General features: G+C 72.3%; 17 protein-coding genes and 1 pseudogene. 7 read left to right on the top strand and 11 right to left on the bottom strand.

What is annotated here, in order from left to right:
• Positions 1-14 precede the first annotated feature (14 nt).
• The 3 genes and pseudogenes from ABD333_RS00320 to ABD333_RS00310 all read right to left on the bottom strand — a co-directional run.
• A complete protein-coding gene (locus tag ABD333_RS00320; protein ID WP_344536527.1) occupies positions 15-713 on the bottom strand; it encodes an ABC transporter permease in 699 nt (232 codons plus the stop codon).
• Complete coding sequence (locus ABD333_RS00315; RefSeq protein WP_344536525.1) at positions 710-1,438, bottom strand: ABC transporter permease; 729 nt, start codon at positions 1,436-1,438, stop codon at positions 710-712. The genes ABD333_RS00320 and ABD333_RS00315 overlap by 4 nt, the downstream gene beginning before the upstream one ends.
• A gap of 71 nt (positions 1,439-1,509) precedes the next feature.
• Positions 1,510-2,256 (bottom strand): annotated as a pseudogene (locus ABD333_RS00310) (ABC transporter ATP-binding protein); the annotation flags it as partial.
• Between the two features lie 180 nt (positions 2,257-2,436).
• Between ABD333_RS00310 and ABD333_RS00305 the strand changes: the two are divergent.
• Complete coding sequence (locus tag ABD333_RS00305; RefSeq protein WP_344536523.1) at positions 2,437-3,909, top strand: aromatic amino acid ammonia-lyase; 1,473 nt, start codon at positions 2,437-2,439, stop codon at positions 3,907-3,909.
• On the opposite strand, the gene ABD333_RS00300 is transcribed toward ABD333_RS00305, so the two are convergent.
• On the bottom strand, positions 3,906-4,919 hold the full coding sequence (locus ABD333_RS00300; RefSeq protein WP_344536521.1) for a LacI family DNA-binding transcriptional regulator: 1,014 nt from the start codon (positions 4,917-4,919) through the stop codon (positions 3,906-3,908). The genes ABD333_RS00305 and ABD333_RS00300 overlap by 4 nt on opposite strands.
• 118 nt (positions 4,920-5,037) lie before the next feature.
• Here ABD333_RS00300 and ABD333_RS00295 point away from each other — a divergent pair, with 118 nt between their 5' ends.
• The 3 genes from ABD333_RS00295 (at position 5,038) to ABD333_RS00285 (ending at position 7,246) form a co-directional block, all read left to right on the top strand.
• Complete coding sequence (locus tag ABD333_RS00295; protein ID WP_344536520.1) at positions 5,038-5,943, top strand: amidohydrolase family protein; 906 nt, start codon at positions 5,038-5,040, stop codon at positions 5,941-5,943.
• The gene (locus tag ABD333_RS00290) at positions 5,933-6,508 is read left to right on the top strand and encodes a cysteine dioxygenase (RefSeq protein WP_344536518.1); all 576 of its coding nucleotides are present in this window, start codon (positions 5,933-5,935) and stop codon (positions 6,506-6,508) included. The genes ABD333_RS00295 and ABD333_RS00290 overlap by 11 nt, the downstream gene beginning before the upstream one ends.
• Before the next feature lie 96 nt (positions 6,509-6,604).
• Positions 6,605-7,246 (top strand): TetR/AcrR family transcriptional regulator, encoded by a 642-nt coding sequence (locus ABD333_RS00285; RefSeq protein ID WP_344536517.1) that lies wholly within the window; start codon positions 6,605-6,607, stop codon positions 7,244-7,246.
• Here the strand turns inward: ABD333_RS00285 and ABD333_RS00280 are convergent.
• On the bottom strand, positions 7,167-7,844 hold the full coding sequence (locus ABD333_RS00280) for a TetR/AcrR family transcriptional regulator (RefSeq protein ID WP_344536515.1): 678 nt from the start codon (positions 7,842-7,844) through the stop codon (positions 7,167-7,169). The two genes, ABD333_RS00285 and ABD333_RS00280, sit on opposite strands and share 80 nt — an antisense overlap.
• Before the next feature lie 183 nt (positions 7,845-8,027).
• Positions 8,028-8,459 carry an SRPBCC family protein gene (locus ABD333_RS00275; RefSeq protein WP_344536514.1) on the bottom strand — a complete coding sequence of 144 codons (432 nt, stop codon included), beginning with the start codon at positions 8,457-8,459 and terminating at the stop codon, positions 8,028-8,030.
• 174 nt (positions 8,460-8,633) lie between these two features.
• Between ABD333_RS00275 and ABD333_RS00270 the strand changes: the two genes are divergently transcribed.
• Positions 8,634-9,431: an SGNH/GDSL hydrolase family protein gene (locus tag ABD333_RS00270; RefSeq protein WP_344536513.1), complete on the top strand. Its 798-nt coding sequence runs from the start codon at positions 8,634-8,636 to the stop codon at positions 9,429-9,431.
• A gap of 14 nt (positions 9,432-9,445) precedes the next feature.
• Here the strand turns inward: ABD333_RS00270 and egtD are convergent, their stop codons facing one another.
• From egtD to egtA, 4 genes are read right to left on the bottom strand one after another with little or no spacing between them, the layout of a single operon-like run.
• Positions 9,446-10,396, bottom strand: a complete 951-nt coding sequence (gene egtD / locus ABD333_RS00265) for an L-histidine N(alpha)-methyltransferase (protein WP_344536511.1) — start codon at positions 10,394-10,396, stop codon at positions 9,446-9,448.
• Positions 10,397-10,452: 56 nt separating this feature from the next.
• Positions 10,453-11,193, bottom strand: coding sequence for an ergothioneine biosynthesis protein EgtC (gene egtC / locus ABD333_RS00260; protein WP_344536509.1), 741 nt, complete (start codon positions 11,191-11,193; stop codon positions 10,453-10,455).
• Entirely contained in the window at positions 11,193-12,527 is a 1,335-nt protein-coding gene (gene egtB / locus ABD333_RS00255; RefSeq protein ID WP_344538773.1) for an ergothioneine biosynthesis protein EgtB, read from the bottom strand. Before egtB ends, egtC begins: the two co-directional genes overlap by 1 nt.
• On the bottom strand, positions 12,524-13,723 hold the full coding sequence (egtA, locus tag ABD333_RS00250) for an ergothioneine biosynthesis glutamate--cysteine ligase EgtA (protein WP_344536507.1): 1,200 nt from the start codon (positions 13,721-13,723) through the stop codon (positions 12,524-12,526). The genes egtB and egtA overlap by 4 nt, the downstream gene beginning before the upstream one ends.
• 236 nt (positions 13,724-13,959) lie before the next feature.
• Between egtA and ABD333_RS00245 the strand changes: the two genes are divergently transcribed.
• Complete coding sequence (locus tag ABD333_RS00245; protein WP_344536505.1) at positions 13,960-15,177, top strand: RNA polymerase sigma factor; 1,218 nt, start codon at positions 13,960-13,962, stop codon at positions 15,175-15,177.
• A gap of 61 nt (positions 15,178-15,238) precedes the next feature.
• Here the strand turns inward: ABD333_RS00245 and ABD333_RS00240 are convergent, their stop codons facing one another.
• Positions 15,239-16,855, bottom strand: a complete 1,617-nt coding sequence (locus tag ABD333_RS00240) for an MFS transporter (protein ID WP_344536503.1) — start codon at positions 16,853-16,855, stop codon at positions 15,239-15,241.
• 165 nt (positions 16,856-17,020) lie between these two features.
• Here ABD333_RS00240 and ABD333_RS00235 point away from each other — a divergent pair, with 165 nt between their 5' ends.
• Complete coding sequence (locus ABD333_RS00235) at positions 17,021-17,701, top strand: TetR family transcriptional regulator (RefSeq protein ID WP_344536501.1); 681 nt, start codon at positions 17,021-17,023, stop codon at positions 17,699-17,701.
• Positions 17,702-17,708: the final 7 nt, after the last annotated feature.

The following is a 17,708-nucleotide window of genomic DNA, read 5'->3' as shown; positions in this document are numbered from 1 at the left end:
GTTCGATGCCGTGATCAGGACCCGGCGTACTGGAGCCGGGTCCCCGGCGAGACGACGAAGCGGCGCAGCGCCGTGAAGACGACCTGGATGAGCACCGCGAGCACGGCGACCAGGATGGCTCCGCCCGCCATCCGGTCGTACTCCTGGCGGGCGTAGCCGTCGACGATGTAGCGACCGAAGCCGCCCAGGCCGACGTAGGCCGCCAGCGTGGCGGTGGACACGATCTGGATCGCGGCCGTGCGCAGGCCCAGCAGGACCAGCGGGAGCGCCACCGGCAGCTCCAGCCGCAGGATGACCTGCCGGGCGGTCATGCCCATGCCCTCCGCCGCGTCGCGCAGGCCCGGCTCGACCTGCTGGACGCCCGCGTAGGCGTTGACCAGGACGGGCGGGACCGCGAGGACGATCAGCGGGATGAGGATGGGGACCAGGTCGCCCGCGGAGGTGAGGATCACCGCCAGGATGAGCAGGCCGAGCGTCGGCAGGGCCCGCGCCGCGTTGGCCGAGGAGGTCACCAGGAAGCCGCTGACCACCGCGAACCGCCCCTGGCGCACGTGCCCCAGCAGCAGGCCGAGCGGCAGCGCGATCAGGACGGTGAGGGCGAACGCGAGCAGCGAGTACCACAGGTGTTCGAGCAGCCGGTGCGGGATGCCGTCGACGCCGGTCCACTGCTCGGACTCGCCGAACCACTTCAGCGCGTTGAGGATCGCGTTCACGCCGTACCTCCACCGGGCATCAGGGCCTGGTCCTGCGTCTTGCGCCGGATGCCCTGGGTGCGTTCCCACGGGGTGAGGAGCCGCTGGATCACCAGGAGCACCAGGTCGGAGACGAACGCCAGCGCGATGATGAGGACGATCCCCACGACGAGCGGGGTCGGGAAGTCGCGCCGCAGGCCGTCGGTGAACAGCTCGCCCAGCCCGCCGATGCCGATCATCGCGCCGACGCTGACCAGGCTGATGTTGGAGACCGTGGCGACCCGCAGCCCGGCCATCACGACCGGGATGGCGATCGGCAGCTCGACCTGCACCATCCGCCGGGTATCGCCGAAGCCCATGGCGGTGGCGGACTTGCGCACGTGGTCGGGCACCGAGCCGAGGCCGTCCACGACGCTCGGCACGAGCACCGAGAGCGTGTAGAGGGTCAACGGGATGATCACCGTGGTGTAGGTCAGCCCGGTGAAGGCGACCAGCACCACGAAGAGCGCGATGGCGGGCAGCGCGTACAGCACGCTGGTGACCGCCAGCACCGGCGGGTAGAACCGCCGCCACCGGGCGCACGCGATGCCCAGCGGCAGCGCGATCACAAAGCCCAGGAGGATGGGGGTGAACGACAGGATCAGGTGCTCCTTGAGCCCCTCCATGATGTCGTCGTTCCAGTTGCGCGTGATCCAGTCCCAGCGGATCAGGGGCTCGCCGTCGCCGATCGCCAGCGGCGCGTCCATCGGGCTCACCGCTCCGCCGCCGGGCGGGTCTCGGCGCGCCGCTCGGCGGCCTCCTCGGCGTCGAGCTCCTGGAAGAAGCGCAGCCGCTTGATGCCGCGCTCACCGCCGAGGAAGTCGCGGACGAAGTCGTCGGCCGGGGCGTCGAGGAGCTCCTGGGGCGTGGCGTACTGCGCGAGCCTGCCGCCGACCTGGAAGACCGCGATCTTGTGCCCGAGTTTGATCGCCTCGTCGATGTCGTGGGTGACGAAGACGATCGTCTTCTCCAGCTCGTTCTGCAGCCGGAGGAACTCGTCCTGCAGGCCCGCCCGCACGATCGGGTCGACCGCGCTGAACGGCTCGTCCATCAGCATGATCGGCGGGTCGGCGGCGAGTGCCCGGGCCACGCCCACGCGCTGCTGCTGCCCGCCCGACAGCTGGGCCGGGTAGCGCCGGGCCAGCTTGGGATCGAGCCCCACGCGGTCCATCAGCTCCTGCGACCTGGCGCGGGCCTTCTTCTTGTCCCAGCCGAGCAGGAACGGCACGGTCGCGATGTTGTCGATGATCGTGCGGTGCGGGAAGAGGCCCGCCTGCTGGATCACGTAGCCGATGCCGCGGCGCAGCGTGGGCGGGTCGATCTCGCGCACGTTCCTGCCGTCCACCGCGACGACGCCCTCGGTGGCGTCGACCATGCGGTTGATCATGCGGAGCGAGGTGGTCTTGCCGCAGCCGGACGGCCCGACCAGCACGGTGATCCGCCCGGCGGCGATCTCAAGATCGAGATGGTCGACGGCGACGGTGCCGTCCGGATAGCGCTTGGTCACGCCCTCAAAGGTGATCATCACGTCCTCGTCGGGCGCCTGTACAACGCCGTCGTTCAGCTCGTGGTGTGGATGATGAAGATCGGACTCGGCCTCTACCCCACAGTAGTCAATCGTTATCCTCGGCCCAATGTCCCGGCCTGGCCGGTCATCGCTTTCAAAGCATACCGATCTGAATACTACGGAAAGTAACGTTTGTCCGTGGACGACAGCCGAATCGTTATCGACGGCGCCACGCTGACCTGTCGCACGGTGGCCCGGGTGGCCCGCGGCGACGTGACGGTCTCCATGGCGGCCGAAGGGGTCAAGCGCGCCGGGGAGGCCTGGCGGGTCGCCCGCCAGGTGGCCGCGGTGCGCCCGGTGTACGGCCGTACGACCGGCGTCGGGGCCAACCGCGTCGTCGACGTCGAGTGGGAGGACGCCGACGCGCACGGCCTGCGCCTGCTGCGCAGCCATGCCGCGGGCGCGGGACCGCTGGTCAGCCCGGAGATCGTCCGGGCGATGCTGCTCGTCCGGCTCAACCAGGTCGCGGCCGGCGGCTCCGGCGTGGACCCCGGCGTCCTGCAGCCGCTGGCCGACGTCCTCAATCTGGGGCTGCTGCCGCCCGTGCCGCTCTACGGGGCGATCGGCACCGGCGACCTCACCGCGCTCGCCTCCACCGCGCTGTGCCTGCTCGGCGAGCGGTCGTGGCTCTCCGGCGCGGACGGCGGGCAGGAGCGCGGGCCGGGTTTCCGGCTGCGGTCGGCCGACGCGCTGGCGTTCATCAGCTCGAACGCGGCCACGCTGGGCGAGGCGGCGCTGGCGGCGACCGACCTGCGCATGCTGCTCGGCGCCTCGACGGTCGTCGCGGCCCTGTCCCTCTTCGCGGTACGCGGGTCGGAGGAGCCGTACGCGCCGTGCGTGCACGAGGCATGCCCCCATCCGGGCCAGGCCGAGGTCGCCACGGCGATGCGCGCGCTGCTGGCGTTCGACCATCCCGCGCCAGGCCGCATCCAGGACCCGTACGGATATCGCGCGTTCCCGCAGGTCCACGGCCCCGCTGTGGAGAGCGCCGCGTACGCCGAGAACGTGGTCACCCGGGAGATCAACGCGGCGGCCGAGAATCCGCTGATCGACCGGGCGGCCGGCACGGTCTGGCACAACGGCAACTTCCACACGGCCTACGTCGGGCTGGCGCTCGACGCGTGCCGGGCGGCGCTCTTCCAGACCATGGCCCTCTCCACGGCGCGCCTCGGCACGCTCACCGAGCCGTCGTTCACGGGGCTGCCGCCGTTCCAGGCGGCCACCGAGGCGTCCTCCGGGATCATGGTCCTGGAGTACGTGGCGCACTCCGCGCTGGCCGACGTCCGCCGCTTCGCGACCCCGGCCGCCCTGGGCGGAGCGGTGTTGTCGCGCGGTGTGGAGGAGCACGCGGGCTTCTCCACGCAGTCGGCGCGGGCCACGACCGACGCGCTCGCCGCGTACCGCATCGGCCTCGGCTGCGAGCTGGTCGCGGCGACCCGGGCGCTGCGCATGCAGGGCCGCATCCCCTCGGGCGGGCCGTTGAAGGCGGCGCACGACCTGGCCACCGGGGTCCTCGACCCGCGGATGGAGGACCGCCCACTGGACGCCGACATCGCCGTGGCCGCCGACCTGCTCCCGCACCTCGCCAGGCTCCTTCCCCAAGGTCCCTAGCGGTCCGGCGCGCCCCGGCCGGTGGAGGCGCGGACGCGGAGGGCCGGCTCGCGGACGACGCGGCGGTGGCGCGGGGTGCCGTCGATGACCTCGACGATCAGCCGGACGGCGGCGGCCACGATGCCGTCGATGTCCCAGTCGACGGTGGTCAGCGGCGGGGTGAGCAGCGCCGACATCGGATGGCTGTCGTAGCCGCAGACGGCCACGTCGCCGGGGACGGCGAGCCCGAGCTCGCGGGTCGCCGCGTAGACCCCGTAGGCGATCGAGTCGGAGAAGCAGAAGACGGCGGAGGGCCGGTCGCGGCCGGCGAGGACTCGGATCGCCACCTCCGTCGCCTCCGGCAGGCTCTGCGGGGCGACGATGAGGTCGACGGTCAGGCCCAGCCGCTCGGCCTCGGCGTTGACGTGCACGTCGGCGGGCCGGTCGGGGGTGCTGGCGAGGGTGGGGCTGAAGACGGCCACGCGGCGGTGGCCGAGGGCGTGCAGGTGCTCCAGGGCGAGCGTGACGCCGCGCCGGTTGTCGAAGACGACCTCGCCCTGGGAGTGGTCGCCGCGCAGCGCGTCGCCGATCGACACGACCGGGATCGTCTCGGCCAGCTCGGCCCACAGCTCGGCGGACGGGTCGAGCGGCTGGACGATCAGCCCGTCCACCCGCTGGTCGCGCAGCTGGCGGGCGAGGACCCGCTCGCGGTCGGGGTCGTTGCCCGCGTCGACGATCAGGGCGTAGCGGTCGCGGGCGAGCAGCTCGCGGCCGATGCCGACGGCGAGCGATTGCTGCCAGTAGTCGCCGAGCGAGCCGCAGAGCAGCCCGACCATGCCGGTGCGGCCGCTGGCCAGGGCACGGGCGATCGGATGGGCCTCGTAGCCGAGCTCCTGGGCCGCCGCGCGGACGCGTTCCTGGGTCTCCTCGGAGGTCTGGATGCCGCGCAGCGCGTACGACACGGCGGCAGGCGACAACCCGGTCGCCTGCGCCACTTCCCTGATCGTCGCGCGCTTGCGCCTGCTCGGCACCTCTCAACCCTATGGGGTCGGGCCGTCGTTTCCAGGGCATCCGACTTGACGACATCGGTACTGAACCGGTTCACTGAAACGGTTAACTGATGCGGTTCAGTAACCCCTTCCAGGAGCTATGCGACACATCGACGTGCACCAGCATCTGTGGAGCGCCCCCTTCGTCGAGGCCCTCCGCGAGCGTCGCACGCCCCCGTATCTGGACGGGTGGACCCTGCACCTGACGGGCGAGCCGCCCTACGAGGTGAATCCGGCCGATCATGACGTGGCCGTGCGGGCCGGCCAAGCCGAGGCCGACGGGATCGACCTCGCGCTGGTCTCGCTCTCGTCGCCGCTCGGCGTCGAATGGCTTCCGGCGGGCGAGGCCCGGCCGCTGCTGGACGCCTACCACGAAGGGGCCGCCGAGCTCCCCGACCCGTTCGGCTCCTGGGCCGCCGCCTCCGTACGGGAGATCGACGCCGGACGGCTCGCAGACGATCTCGATCATGGCTTCGCCGGGCTCCAGCTGCCCGCCACGGCGCTGGCCGACGCCGCCGGATACCAGCGTTGCGGCCCGCTGCTCGACGTCCTGGAGGAGCGCGGCCTGCCCCTCCTCGTCCACCCCGGTCCCGCGCCTGACGCCGCCGCCGGACCGGCGTGGTGGCCCGCGCTGGTGCCGTACGTCCAGCAGATGCACGCCGCCTGGTTCGCGTTCCGCGCGTTCGGCCGGCCGCGCCATCCCCGCCTGCGCGTGTGCTTCGCCATGCTCGCGGGCCTCGCGCCCCTGCACGGCGAGCGGCTGGCCGCCCGGGGCGGCGGCCGGGGCGAGGTCGACCCCGGCGCGTTCGTCGAGACCTCGTCGTACGGGCCGCGCGCCGCCGACGCCGCCGTCCGCGCGCTCGGCGTCGACGTGATCGTGCACGGCACCGACCGGCCGTACGCCGGACCCGCCGACCTCGCCCTTGGCGAGGCCGCGCACCACGCGTTCCGCGTGACCAACCCGCACCGCCTATTGCTAGGAAAGGAGCCGACCAATGCCGCCTGAGGTCTCGACCTGCGTCCGGAGCACCACCACGCGTCTCGGAGACCAGCGTCTGGAGAACCTGCCCGACCGGCCGCTCGACCGCCGCGAACTGCGCGCGCTGGTGGACGATCTGGCCGAACGGCCCGAACTCTGGCGGCAGCACGTCGCCTTCTCCGACGGGGAGCGGCACTACGCCTCACTGCATCGCGACGAGTACGTGGACGTCTGGCTGCTGTGCTGGACCCCGGAGAACGACACCGGCTGGCACGACCACGACGTCTCCTCCGGAGCCGTACGGGTGGTCGCGGGCGCCCTGGAGGAGTGCAACCCGCGGATCGGCGGAGCCCACGTCAGGACGGTCATTCCCGAGGGAGCGTCGTTCTCGTTCAGCGCAGACCACATCCACCGGCTCGTCGGCGTGGACGCGGCGAGCGTCTCGATCCACGCCTATTCGCCGCCGCTCTGGCGGCTCGGGCAGTACTCGATCGACGACGACGGCGTGATGCGCCGCGTCTCGGTGAGCTACGCGGACGAACTGCGCCCCCTGGACGAGCCGCGACCAATGGCGCAGCCGGAGCCCGCCTGACGCCGGCCCGCAACCGAGCCTGGCCACAACCGAGCACCGAGGGCTAGCTTGGGTGGGCGGGGTGATCGGACGGGGTCGGCCAGACGGGAGGCCCGGATGCCGGAAGAGCCGGACCGGCGCGTTCGCCTCATCAACGCCTTCGTCAGGGTGGCCGCCGACCGGGGCTTCGCCCGGACGAGCGCCGCCGCCGTGGCCGCCGAGGCCCGGCTGCCCGAGCAGGCCTTCCACGCCTGCTTCAGCGACCTGGAGGACTGTTTCCTCGCCGCGTACGAGTACGGCTGCGGCGTCCTCTACGGCCGGGTGAGCGACGCCTACCGTGCGGAGCCGACCTGGCACGACGGGATCCGGGCCGGGCTGCGGGTCATGTTCGAGGTCATGGCGAGCGCTCCGGCGTTCACCCGGATGTCGGTCGTCGAGGCCACCTCGGCCGGGCCGCGGGTCCGCCGCGCCCGGCTGCGGGCGATGTCCGGATACCGGGCGTTCCTGGCGTGTCCCGGCCATCCGGGCATCCCGGACGCCATCCGCGACGCGATCATCGGCGGCATCTACGGCACGATCTACGACTACGTGGACACCGGCCGCACGACCGAGCTGCCCGGCCTGCTCCCGGCGATGACGTGCTTCACGCTGCTGCCCTACACCGACATCGGCGACGCCCTCAGGGAGCTTGGCCCATCCGCGCCAGCTCCTGGGCGGCGCCCTCCTTACCCAGCAGGGGAAGCAACACGAAATACGTGAGCGAGGAGACCAGCTCCGGCAGCTCGGCCGCACGGTCGGCGTCGACCTTCAGGTAGATGGCGCTGTAGACGCCGCCGATCACCGCGTCGGCCACCGCCTCGGGGACGCCCGCCACACCGGCCTCGGGATCGGTCAGCAGGGTCCGGAAACCCTCCAGCCAGCGGGTCCGCGCGCGCCGCACGGCGGGCGACGCCGAGTTGATCTCGACCACCGCCACCCGCGCGAACCGCGGCTGCCCGGCCAGCGTCTCCAGCAGCGTCCGCATCGCCGCCAGCACGCCCTCCGGCCAGGACCCGGCCCGCTTGCGGGCCTCCTCCACGCGAGCCACGATCAGGTCGGTGCCCTGCTCGTAGGCGACGCGGAAACAGTCGTCGCGGCCATCGAAATGCTCGTAGAACGCCTTCTTGGTCACGCCCGCCGCGTAGGTGATCCGGCTGATCGTGGCCTGCGGGTAGCCGTGCTCGGCCACCACCTCCACGAAGGCGTCGACCAGCCGGTCACGCTGGTTTTCCGCCACCGTCTCCGGGGTCAGGCCATGACGGCCTCGTTTGATGCCCCGGTCGGGCTCGCGTGCCGAACGGGACCCGGGCAGCACCACGTCCGAAATGATTCGCCTCCGGTGAGCGGTCCGTCGCTGAGCCTCGAAATCCAGCCTATGACGTGGACCTGACGGCACGCCGTCCGTCCGCGACCGATCCAGGCCACCGGTCACGGACACCAGGCCGGACACCAGATTGGCACACCGGGCTCGGCCCGCGCCGCCGAAGCGGCGCACTCAGCGTCACCGGGTATGACGGACGCCCTCCAGCCGTTCCTTCAGGCGCCTGTAGCTGACCGGGGCGCCTTTGCGGGCGCCGCGGCGGACGACGAGGGGCACGAGCAGCCTGCCGATGCCGCGGCCCTCGAAGTCGAGGCTGAACGTGACGCGCGAACGGTCACCGAGCGGCTCCACGGTGATCTCCGCGTTCGGCCGGACGGGGCCGTCGAGAGCGCGCACGGCCCAGCGGCGGGGCGGGTCGTTGACCGTGACCCGCTGCGTCATCGTGCGTTCCGGGCGCCCGATCCTGCGCCTGGTCGTGAACGTCTCCCCCGCGCCTAGCCGCACGTCCACGACGTCGTGCTGCCATTCGGGGAACCGCGCGGGGTCGGTGACGTAGGCGAACACCTCGTCCGCCGGACGGGCGATCTCGATCTGGGACACGAACGGCGCCATGATTCCTCCTCGCCGGGACGGAGTCTCGTCACCGACATGACGGACCGCGCGCGAGGTATGTGACGAGGTGACGTAGACCACACCAGCGCCATGCTCATAACGTTAGGTCCGCGTTATGCCGCTCCTCGATAAGATGCGGCGACGCCTTCCCGTAGACACTTTGGTGGTCCCTTCATGTCATCTCGCCGCGCCCGCCGCGGCGCGGCGCTCATGTCGCTGTGCCTCGGTCTCCTACCGGCGACCGCGTGCGGTGAGTTCAGCGGCGACTCCGTCCGGCGCGAGGCGTCCCAGGCGCGGGGCGGGTCCGGCGGCGGCGCGCCGGTCGTGATGGTCCTCGGCGACAGCTACACGGTGGGCGAACGCGGCAGCAGGCCGGAGGCCACCTACGCGCCGGCGGCGGCACGGCTGCTGGGCTGGCAGGTGGTCACGGCGGGCAAGGCCGGCACCGGCTTCGTCGCCAACGGCACACGCCGCCAGAAGGGCGGCCACACCAACGGCTCGGGCACGGCCCGGTCGGTCGGACAGCCGTTCCTGACCCTCTTCGAGAGCCAGCTCGGCTGGCGCCCGGCCCCGGACCTGCTGATCATTTCCGGCGGCCACAACGACCGCAAGTATCCCGCCGAGCAGTCCGGGCAGGCCGCCCGGGAGCTGCTGGCCCGCGCCAAGCAGCGCTGGCCGGGCACCCAGGTGGTGGTGATCGGCCCGATCTGGGGGAACGACACGCCGCCGACGACCGCGCTCGCGGTCCGCGACGCCCTCAGCGCCGTGGCGCGGGAGCTCAAGGTCCCGTTCATCGACCCGATCGCCGAACAGTGGATCACCGGCAACCGCGCCACCGGCACCGGCAACGCGGCCGGGTACATCCAGGCGGACGGGGTGCACCCGACCATCGAGGGCCATCGCTACCTGGCCACCAGGCTGGTGAACGACATCAAGCGCCTCGGCCTGGCGCACCCCGGCCGCAAGCAGTAACCCGCAAGCAGTAGCTAGGCGGGACGTGCGAGGGAGAGCGAGAAGTCCCCCGCCTCGTCGGTCCAGAACTCGGCGAGCTTGAGCCCGGCCGCGTCCAGCTCGGCCTCCAGCCGTTCGGGCCGGAACTTGGCGGAGATCTCGGTCCGCATCTCCTCCCCGGCGGCGAACGCGACCTCCAGGTCGAGGTCGCCCACCCGGACGGTCTGGTCGCGCGTGGAGCGCAGCCGCATCTCGATCCACTCCTCGCCGGCGTCCCACCGCGCGACGTGCTCGAACGCCTCGGGCACGAAGTCGGCGCCGAGCTCACGGTTGATCACGCGCAGCACGTTGCGGTTGAACTCCGCCGTCACCCCGGACGCGTCGTCGTAGGCCCGGACGAGCCGTTCCTCGTCCTTGACCAGGTCGGCGCCCAGCAGCAGCGCGTCGTCGGCGCCCATCGTCGCGCGCACGCCGCCGAGGAAGCCGACGCGGGTCGCGGGCGGCATGTTGCCGATCGTGCCGCCGAGGAACGCGACCAGGCGCCGCTCGCCGGCGGGCAGCAGCCGCAGGTGCTGCTCGTAGTCGGCGACGACGGGCCGCACGGCCAGCCCCGGGTGGTCGGCGGCGATCTGCCCGGCGGCCTCGGCCAGGAAGTCGCCGCTCACGTCCACCGGCACGTACGAGCGGAGCGTGGGGCTCAGGGCGGCCAGCAGCAGCCGCGTCTTCTCCCCCGAGCCCGCGCCGAGTTCGAGCAGGGTCTCCGCGCCCGTCACCGCGGCGATCTCGGGTGCCCGCGCGACGAGGATCTCGCGTTCGCGCCGGGTCGGGTAGTACTCCGCGAGCCGGGTGATCTCCTCGAAGAGCGCGCTGCCCCGCTCGTCGTAGAACCACTTGGGCGGCAGCGTCTTCGGTGTGCCGGTGAGCCCCTCGCGAACGTCCTGGCGAAGCGTCTTGGCAAGGTCGTCTGCGGTCAGATACTGATCCACGAATCCCTTTCCTTGTGGGGGAGACACCCCCACGCCCCCCGAACGGGGCTAGAAGTTCAAAGCGGGTCGATGCGCACGCCGGACGCGAGGTCGGCGGTCACGAGCGAACGTTCGGGCACGGTCTCCCAGCCGGCCTCCTCGGTGACGGGTTCGGAGGCGAGCCAGATCGCCTCCCCGGTCGTCCGGACGAAGAGCGAGTCGCCCCAGGTGGTGGCGGCCAGCGCGGCACCGTCGGCGGCGAGCAGGTTGTAGCGGCCCGGGGCGAGCCCGGACACCGCACGGGTCACTTCGGCCAAGCCTTCGCCGAGCGCCGCGCCCTCGCGCCACCGCCGGGCGGCGAAGGCGAACAGCAGCGCCGAGTCGACCGGCGCCCGCGCGTCGGGCACCTCGGCGAGGTCGCCGGCCAGTTCGCGGAGCTTGGCCTCGACCCCGGCGAATCCCTCGACCTTGCCGTTGTGGCTGAACAGCCGCGTCCCCGCCCGGAACGGCTGGGCGCACGACTCGTCCACCGGGAATCCCGAGGTCGCCGACCGGAGCGCGGCCACCGCGCAGCCCGCGCGCACGGCGCCGGCCACCTCGCGGAACGAGACGTCGGTCCAGATCGGCTGGGACCGCCGGAAACGCCTGGCCGCCCCACCATCGATGTCGTACCAGCCGATGCCGTAGCCGTCGGCGTTGAGCAGGTTGCCCTGGGTCATGCGCGGCGCGTACGACTGCTGCTCCATCGAGTGCTCGCCCTCGTAGAGCAGCGAGCTGAGCGTGCGTGCCGGTCCCAGGTAACCGAGGTGACGGCACATCAGGCGGCCACCGCCGACCTCGCGCAGCGGAACCCGGTGAAGATCTGCCGCCGGATCGGATAGTCCCAGTTACGGAACGTGCCCCGGACGGCCAGCGGATGCGTCGCCCACGACCCGCCGCGTAGCACCTTGTAGTCCGGGCCGAAGAAGACCTCCGAGTACTCCTTGTACGGGAACGAGCGGAACCCCGGGTAGCCGTGGAAGTCCGAAGACGTCCACTCCCACACGTCCCCGACCATCTGCCGCACGCCGTACGCGGAGGCGCCCTTCTCGTACGACCCGGCCTCCGACGGCCTGAGCATGCGCTGCCCGAGGTTGGCCCGGTCGTCCTCGTACACGTCACCCCACGGGTAGCGGCGGGAACGCCCGGCGACCGGGTCCCAGCACGCCGCCTTCTCCCATTCGGCCTCGGTCGGCAGGCGTTTGCCCGCCCACCGGGCGTACGCGTCGGCCTCGTACCAGGAGACGTGCTGAACCGGCTCAGTAGGCGGCACCGGCTCGACGCGGCCGAAGCGGCGCCGCACCCATCCCGTCTCCTCACGCGTCCAGAAGGCGGGGGCGCGTTTGTTTCCGGCGGTCCGCCATTCCCAGCCCTTCGCGTCCCACCAGCGCGGGTCGTCATAGCCGCCCGCCTCCATGAAGGCGAGGTACGCGGCGTTGGTCACCGGTTCCGCGTCGATGTAGTACGACGGCAGATCGACGATGTGGCCTGGGCGTTCGTTGTCGTACGCCCACGGATCGTCGGAGGTGCCCATCTGGAACGGCCCGGCCTCGACCAGCACCTCGCCCCCAGCGCCCCCGGCGGGCGACACCGGCGGCGCTTCGCCGGGCGGCTCCAGCAGAGCCGGGGCGCCCTTGCGCAGCTGGTGGGTGGCGAGCATGGTCTCGTCGTGCATGTGCTCGTGCTGGACGACCATCCCGTACACGAAGCCGCCCGACGTCAGCGGCGCGTCGGTGTCGAAGCGCACCGACGACAGCGAATCGAGCACCTTGGCGCGCACGGTGTCGATGTAGGCGCGCGCCTCGCGCGGCGGCAGCAGCGGGAGCGACGGCCGTTCCGCGCGCGGGTGCTCGAACGCGTCGTACAGCGTGTCGATCTCCGGCCGCATCGGCTCGATGCCCGCGGCCGCGCGCAGCAGCCACAGCTCCTCGTAGTTGCCGACGTGCGCCAGGTCCCACACCAGCGGCGACATCAGCGGCGAGACCTGGCCGGTCAGGTCCGTCTCGTCCAGCACGTCGGTGGTCAGGCCCAGGCTGCGGTCGCGCACCCGTCCCAGCTCGCCGGCGATCAGCTCCTTGAGCGCGTCCTCGTCCAAAGTGTCCAGTGGCTTCATCGGGGCCACGTCAGGTTCTCCTCCGCTAGCGAAAGGTGGTCGTCGGCGGGGCTGCGGCCCCGGGCGACGTAGCGGTCGGCGTACGCGCCGACCAGCGGGGCCAGACCGGCGGCGTCCAGCCTCGGCAGCGCCTCCAGCGCGGCGGCGAAGCACGCGCGCGCGGCCCGCGCCAGGGGCGGGTCTGCGAGGCCGCACCGGGCCGCCTCGGCCCAGCGGCCGGCCACCGGCTCGGTCGCCGCCTCGGCCGCGGCGGCGGCGCGCGGGTCGTCGAGCAGCGCGGCCACGACGGCGACGGGCACCGGCCAGTACGGGTCGGGCAGGGCGTCGATCATGCGCAGTTCCAGCCAGCCGCGCGGCCGTACCGGCGGGAACAGCGTGGACAGGTGGTATTCCAGGTCGTCCTGGCCCGGCTCGCCCTTGCCGAGCCACTCCCGGAAGGTCATCCCGGGGTCTGCGAGCCAGCCGCCGTCGGGCGTGCGCATGACCATGACCCGGGCGTCGAGCGCGTACCGCGCCCAGGCCTCGGCCGGGTCGTCACCGACCGGGGCGGCGGTGCGGCACGGGTCGAGGTCGGACCAGATGGCCTGCCGGGTCGAGCGCATCCCGGTGCGCCGCCCGGCCCGCAGCGGCGAGTTGGCGAACGCGGCGACCAGCACCGGCCCGAGCGCGTGGGCGAGCCGCCACCGCCGCGCCGCGTCGGCGGGATCGGCGCCGATGTCGACGCACACCTGGACGGAGGCGGTCGAGCACATCATCGCCATGCCGACCTCGGCGAACTCCCGCGCGAAGTAGCCCTTCATGCACTGGTAGCGGGGATGGTCGGCCTGGAAGAGCGGCGCCCGCTCCGGGTCGACGCCGTGCCCGGCGAGCGCGAGCCCGGCGCCGGCGAGCGCCTCGCCCACATGCGCGAGGTCGGCGCCCAAGCCCTCGTGCAGCGGCGCCAGGCCGGGGAAGGGCGCCGAGCTGAGTTCGAGCTGCCCGCCCGGCTCGTAGGTGATCCTGCTGGCGTTCGGCGGCGGCCCGGCGGCTTCCACCACCGTGCGCGACCGGGCGACGGGGACGTGCGCGCCTGGTGCCGCGACGTCGACGACGAGCCATTCGGTCTCCGCGCCGACCGTGCCGGGAGGCCCGTTCTTGAAACAGACGCCGCGTATGTACTGGTGAACGTCGTCTTCGGACAGCCTGCCGTGGTTCATCCCGAAACCCCTCGTTCGACAACAGTTTCGAGTTTCCCTGGTGAACCGGATCAGTAATCAAGTAATCCGGAGCAAAAGACATGAACTCGCCGTGAACGTGATCAATCGCACCGCGTTCGCCACACCGGGTGACCGCTTCTCGCCGAGGGTGACCGCGCTTCTCAGGGGCGGTCCGCGTCCACTACAGTCCCAATTTCCACCGGAATGCCCAGACTCGGACACCCACGGAGGTCAGCATGCGCGGCGACCCGGGGACCCTCTACGACGCGCACGCCGCCCGCCTGTACGCCTACTGCTGGTCCCTGCTCGGGGACGACGCGGCGGCGGCGGTCACCGACACCTTCGCGGCGACGGTCCGGCACCCGCCGCGCGGCGACAGCGTGCTGTGGCTGTACGCGCTCGCGCGGTCCGCCTGCGTCGAGCGCGGCGCGCTCGACCGCGGCTTCGTGATCCGCGACGCGTCCGGCACCGATCCGCTGCTGCGCGCGGCCGGGACGCTCCGCGCCGACCACCGCGAGGTGCTGCTGCTCCAGGCGGGTGAGTGGCTGGAGATCCACGACATCGCCCGCGTGCTCGGCATCGCCACCGACACGGCCCGCCAGTTGCTGAACGTCGCGCGCGCCCGCCTCGAACGCGCGGTGCTCGACGTGCTCATGCGCGGCGGCGGGTCGCAGCAGCTCGACGTCATCGCCGCGTTCGAGAAGGGCGCGCTCCCGCAACTGCTCGCCCGCCGCGCGCCCGACCAGCCGCCCGCCTGGCTTCGCGAGCAGGCCGTCGCCGCGGTCGAGGGCGCGCTGACCCGGCCGCTGGACGGCGTCGTCACCCCCAGCCCGGTCGTGGTGATCGGCTCCGGGTCCGCCTCGAAGGGCCGTCCGCGCCGCAAGGTGAAAGGCTTCACCGCGGTCGCCGGCATCGCCGCGTCCGCCGCCGCGGCGGTCGGCCTGCTCGTGTCGTGGCCGACGGCCAAGAGCGGTGGCGCCTCCTCGTTGCAGCCGACCGCGGGCAGCAGCGGCACCACGGACGCGACGAGCGGACGCCCGGCGCCCGAGACGAACCAGAAGACCACCGACCGGCCCAACCTGGACGGCACCACCGGCGGGAACGGTGACACCGGCACGCCGACCCAGGGCTCCGCACCGCTCCCCTCCGCCGGAGACGGCGGCGGCTCCGGTTCTCCGAGCCGGCCGGTCCCGACCAAGCCGGGCACCCCGCCGCCGGACAAGAGCAAACCCAGCCCGCCGGAGGAGTCGCCCTCCCCGCCCGACGAGTCTCCGACCAAGCCGCCGGAGCAGCCTCCGACCGAGCCGCCGCCGACCACGCCGCCGCCGAGCGAGGACCCGGGCACACCCACGCCGACACCGACCGAGCCCACCGAGAACCCGTCGACGCCGCCCACCGGCGAGCCGGGTCCGAGCCCGTCGTCCAACCCGGCGCCGACCCCCGGCCAGGACTGACGCCAGGCGCGCCCGCGCGGCCACCGGCCTGAAGGTCAGGCCGATGGCCGCGGGACGGGGTTCACAGGCCGGCGGCGCCTTCGACCGGCGTCTGCCCGCGCCGCACCAGAAGTGCCGCGAGGATCGCGACCAAGGCGACCGCCCCCGCGACGGTCATGGAGGTCTGCCAGCCGTCCATGAACGCCAGATGGCTGGCGGTGGTGATGGCGTCGGCCTGGTCCGGGGACGAGCCCGGCGGCACGGGCGCGACGCCCTGCGAGACGAGCCCCGCGCCCTGGTCGCTGATCTGCCCGGCGGCCTGGCCGGGCACGCCCTCGTCGGTCAGCCGCCCGTACAGCACGTCACCGACCTTGGTGGACAGCAGGGTGCCGAGGACGGAGGTGCCGAGCACGCCGCCGATCTGGGCGGCGGTCTGCTGGAGGCCGCCCGCGACGCCCGCCAGCTGCGCCGGGGCGTTGCCGACGATCGCCTCGGTCCCGGCGACCAGGACGAAGCCGAACGCCAGGCCGATCAGCACGAACCACGGCCACAGCTGGACGTACGGCGCGTCCACGCCGATCCGGGCGAGGCCGAAGAGCGCGGTCGCGGTGAACGCCATGCCGAGCACGAGCGGCACGCGCGGGCCGAAGCGGCTGGTGAGGGAGCCCGCGATCGGTGACGCCACGATGAAGACGGCGGTCATCGGCAACATGCGCACGCCCGCGTCGACCGGGCTCATGCCGTGCACCTGCTGCAGGTAGAGCGTGATGAAGAAGATCGTGCCGAACATCCCGAAGAAGCCGAGCACGATCAGGCCGGTCGCGGCCGAGAGCGAGGCCGACTTGAACAGGCCGAGCGGCAGCAGCGGGTGCTCGGCGCGCAGCTCGTTCGCCACGAAGACGGCGCCGAGGACGATCGCGGCGGCGAACGACCAGAGCGGGACGGCGTCGCCGAAGCCGTGCTCGCCCGCCTTGATGAGGCCCCAGACGAGGGCGAACAGCGCGCCGCTGAGCAGCACGACGCCCGGGACGTCGAACGAGCCGCGCGCCTCCTCGTCCTTGGACTCGCGGATCACCCAGAGCCCGACCGCGAGCGCGATCACGCCGAGCGGCGCGTTGAGGAAGAAGACCGACTCCCAGTTGACGTTCTCGACCAGCAGTCCGGCCACGATCGGGCCGCCGGCGATCGAGATGCCGACCGTGGCGCCCCAGATGCCGATGGCGGCGTTGAGCTTGTCGGCGGGGAAGGTGTTGCGCAGGATCGCGAGGCTGGCCGGTTGCAGGAGCGCCCCCGCGAAGCCCTGCACGACGCGCCAGAAGATGACCATGCCGAGGCTGCCCGAGAGGCCGATCAGCACGGAGGCGATGGCGAAGCCGATCACTCCGGCGATGAACGTGCCCTTCCGGCCGAACCGGTCGGCGATCTTGCCCGCCGGGATCAGCGTGACGGCGATGGTGAGCATGTAGGCGTTGGTGACCCACTGCAGGCCGGACAGATCGGCGCCGAGGTCCTTGGCGATCGCAGGGTTGGCGATCGACACGACGGTGGCGTCCAGGCCGACCATCATCACGCCGAGCGCGACGGCGATCAGGGTCAGCCAGGGGTGGCCGTGCCCGGCCCTGGGCGAGCGGCCGCGGGAACCGTCCCGGGGCCTGCGCGGTTGTGCGTCGAGCACATCGGTGCCCGCGGATGGGGACATGAAGCTGCCTCCGTAGACGGCTGTTCTGGTGGGGATGCCGCCAAACTGTCATACAATGACACTTGTCGTCAAACGCCTACTTTCATTGAGAGACATGATTCAGATCACGACAGAATTCATCGGCTGTCAGTTGGCTGAGAATGATCGACCCGTTACACTTCGCCCATGACCGCGACCGCCCCCGAGGCCGATCCCGCGGGTCGTGACCCCCAGGCGCCGGGCCGGCGCGAACGCAAGAAGCAGCGCACCCGCGAGGCCCTGATCGACGCCGCGTTCGAGCTCTTCGCCGAGAAGGGCTTCGACGCCACGACCGTCGAAGAGATCGCCGACGCCGTCGACGTCTCGTCCCGGACGTTCTTCCGCTACTTCGCCTCGAAGGAGGACGTGGCGCTGACGTTCCAGGAGGAGCAGTTCCACGCGCTGGTCAGCGCCCTGGCCGCCCGGCCGCCGGAGGAGCCGGTGATCACCGCGATGCGCCGGGCGATCGTCGGGATCATGCGCGCCGCCGAACGCGGCGAGCTGGGCTTCGCGCCCGAACGCTTCGACTGCATGATGATGCTCATGCAGGACAGCAACAGCCTGCTCGCGGGCAGCCTGGAGCACGCGCAGAAGAAGCAGACCATGCTGACCCGTGTCATCGCCTGCCGGATGGGCGTCGATCCCGCCGTCGACCTGCGCCCGCATGTCGTGGCCGCCACCGCCAACTGCGCCTTCCGCGCCTCGGCCGACATGGTCCAGGAATACCGCGACACCTGCGGCGACATCCCGCTGTCCGAGGCCGTCGACCAGGCCTTCGCCATCCTGGAGGGCGGGCTCAACTTCCCCTCGGTGCCGCGCGGCGACTGACCGGCGT

Origin of the sequence: Actinomadura fulvescens, from assembly GCF_039533225.1 — a bacterium.
Taxonomy (GTDB): domain Bacteria; phylum Actinomycetota; class Actinomycetes; order Streptosporangiales; family Streptosporangiaceae; genus Spirillospora; species Spirillospora fulvescens.
The sequence above is the reverse complement of the archived record's forward strand: the minus strand, read 5'-3'. Positions and strand labels throughout refer to the sequence as shown.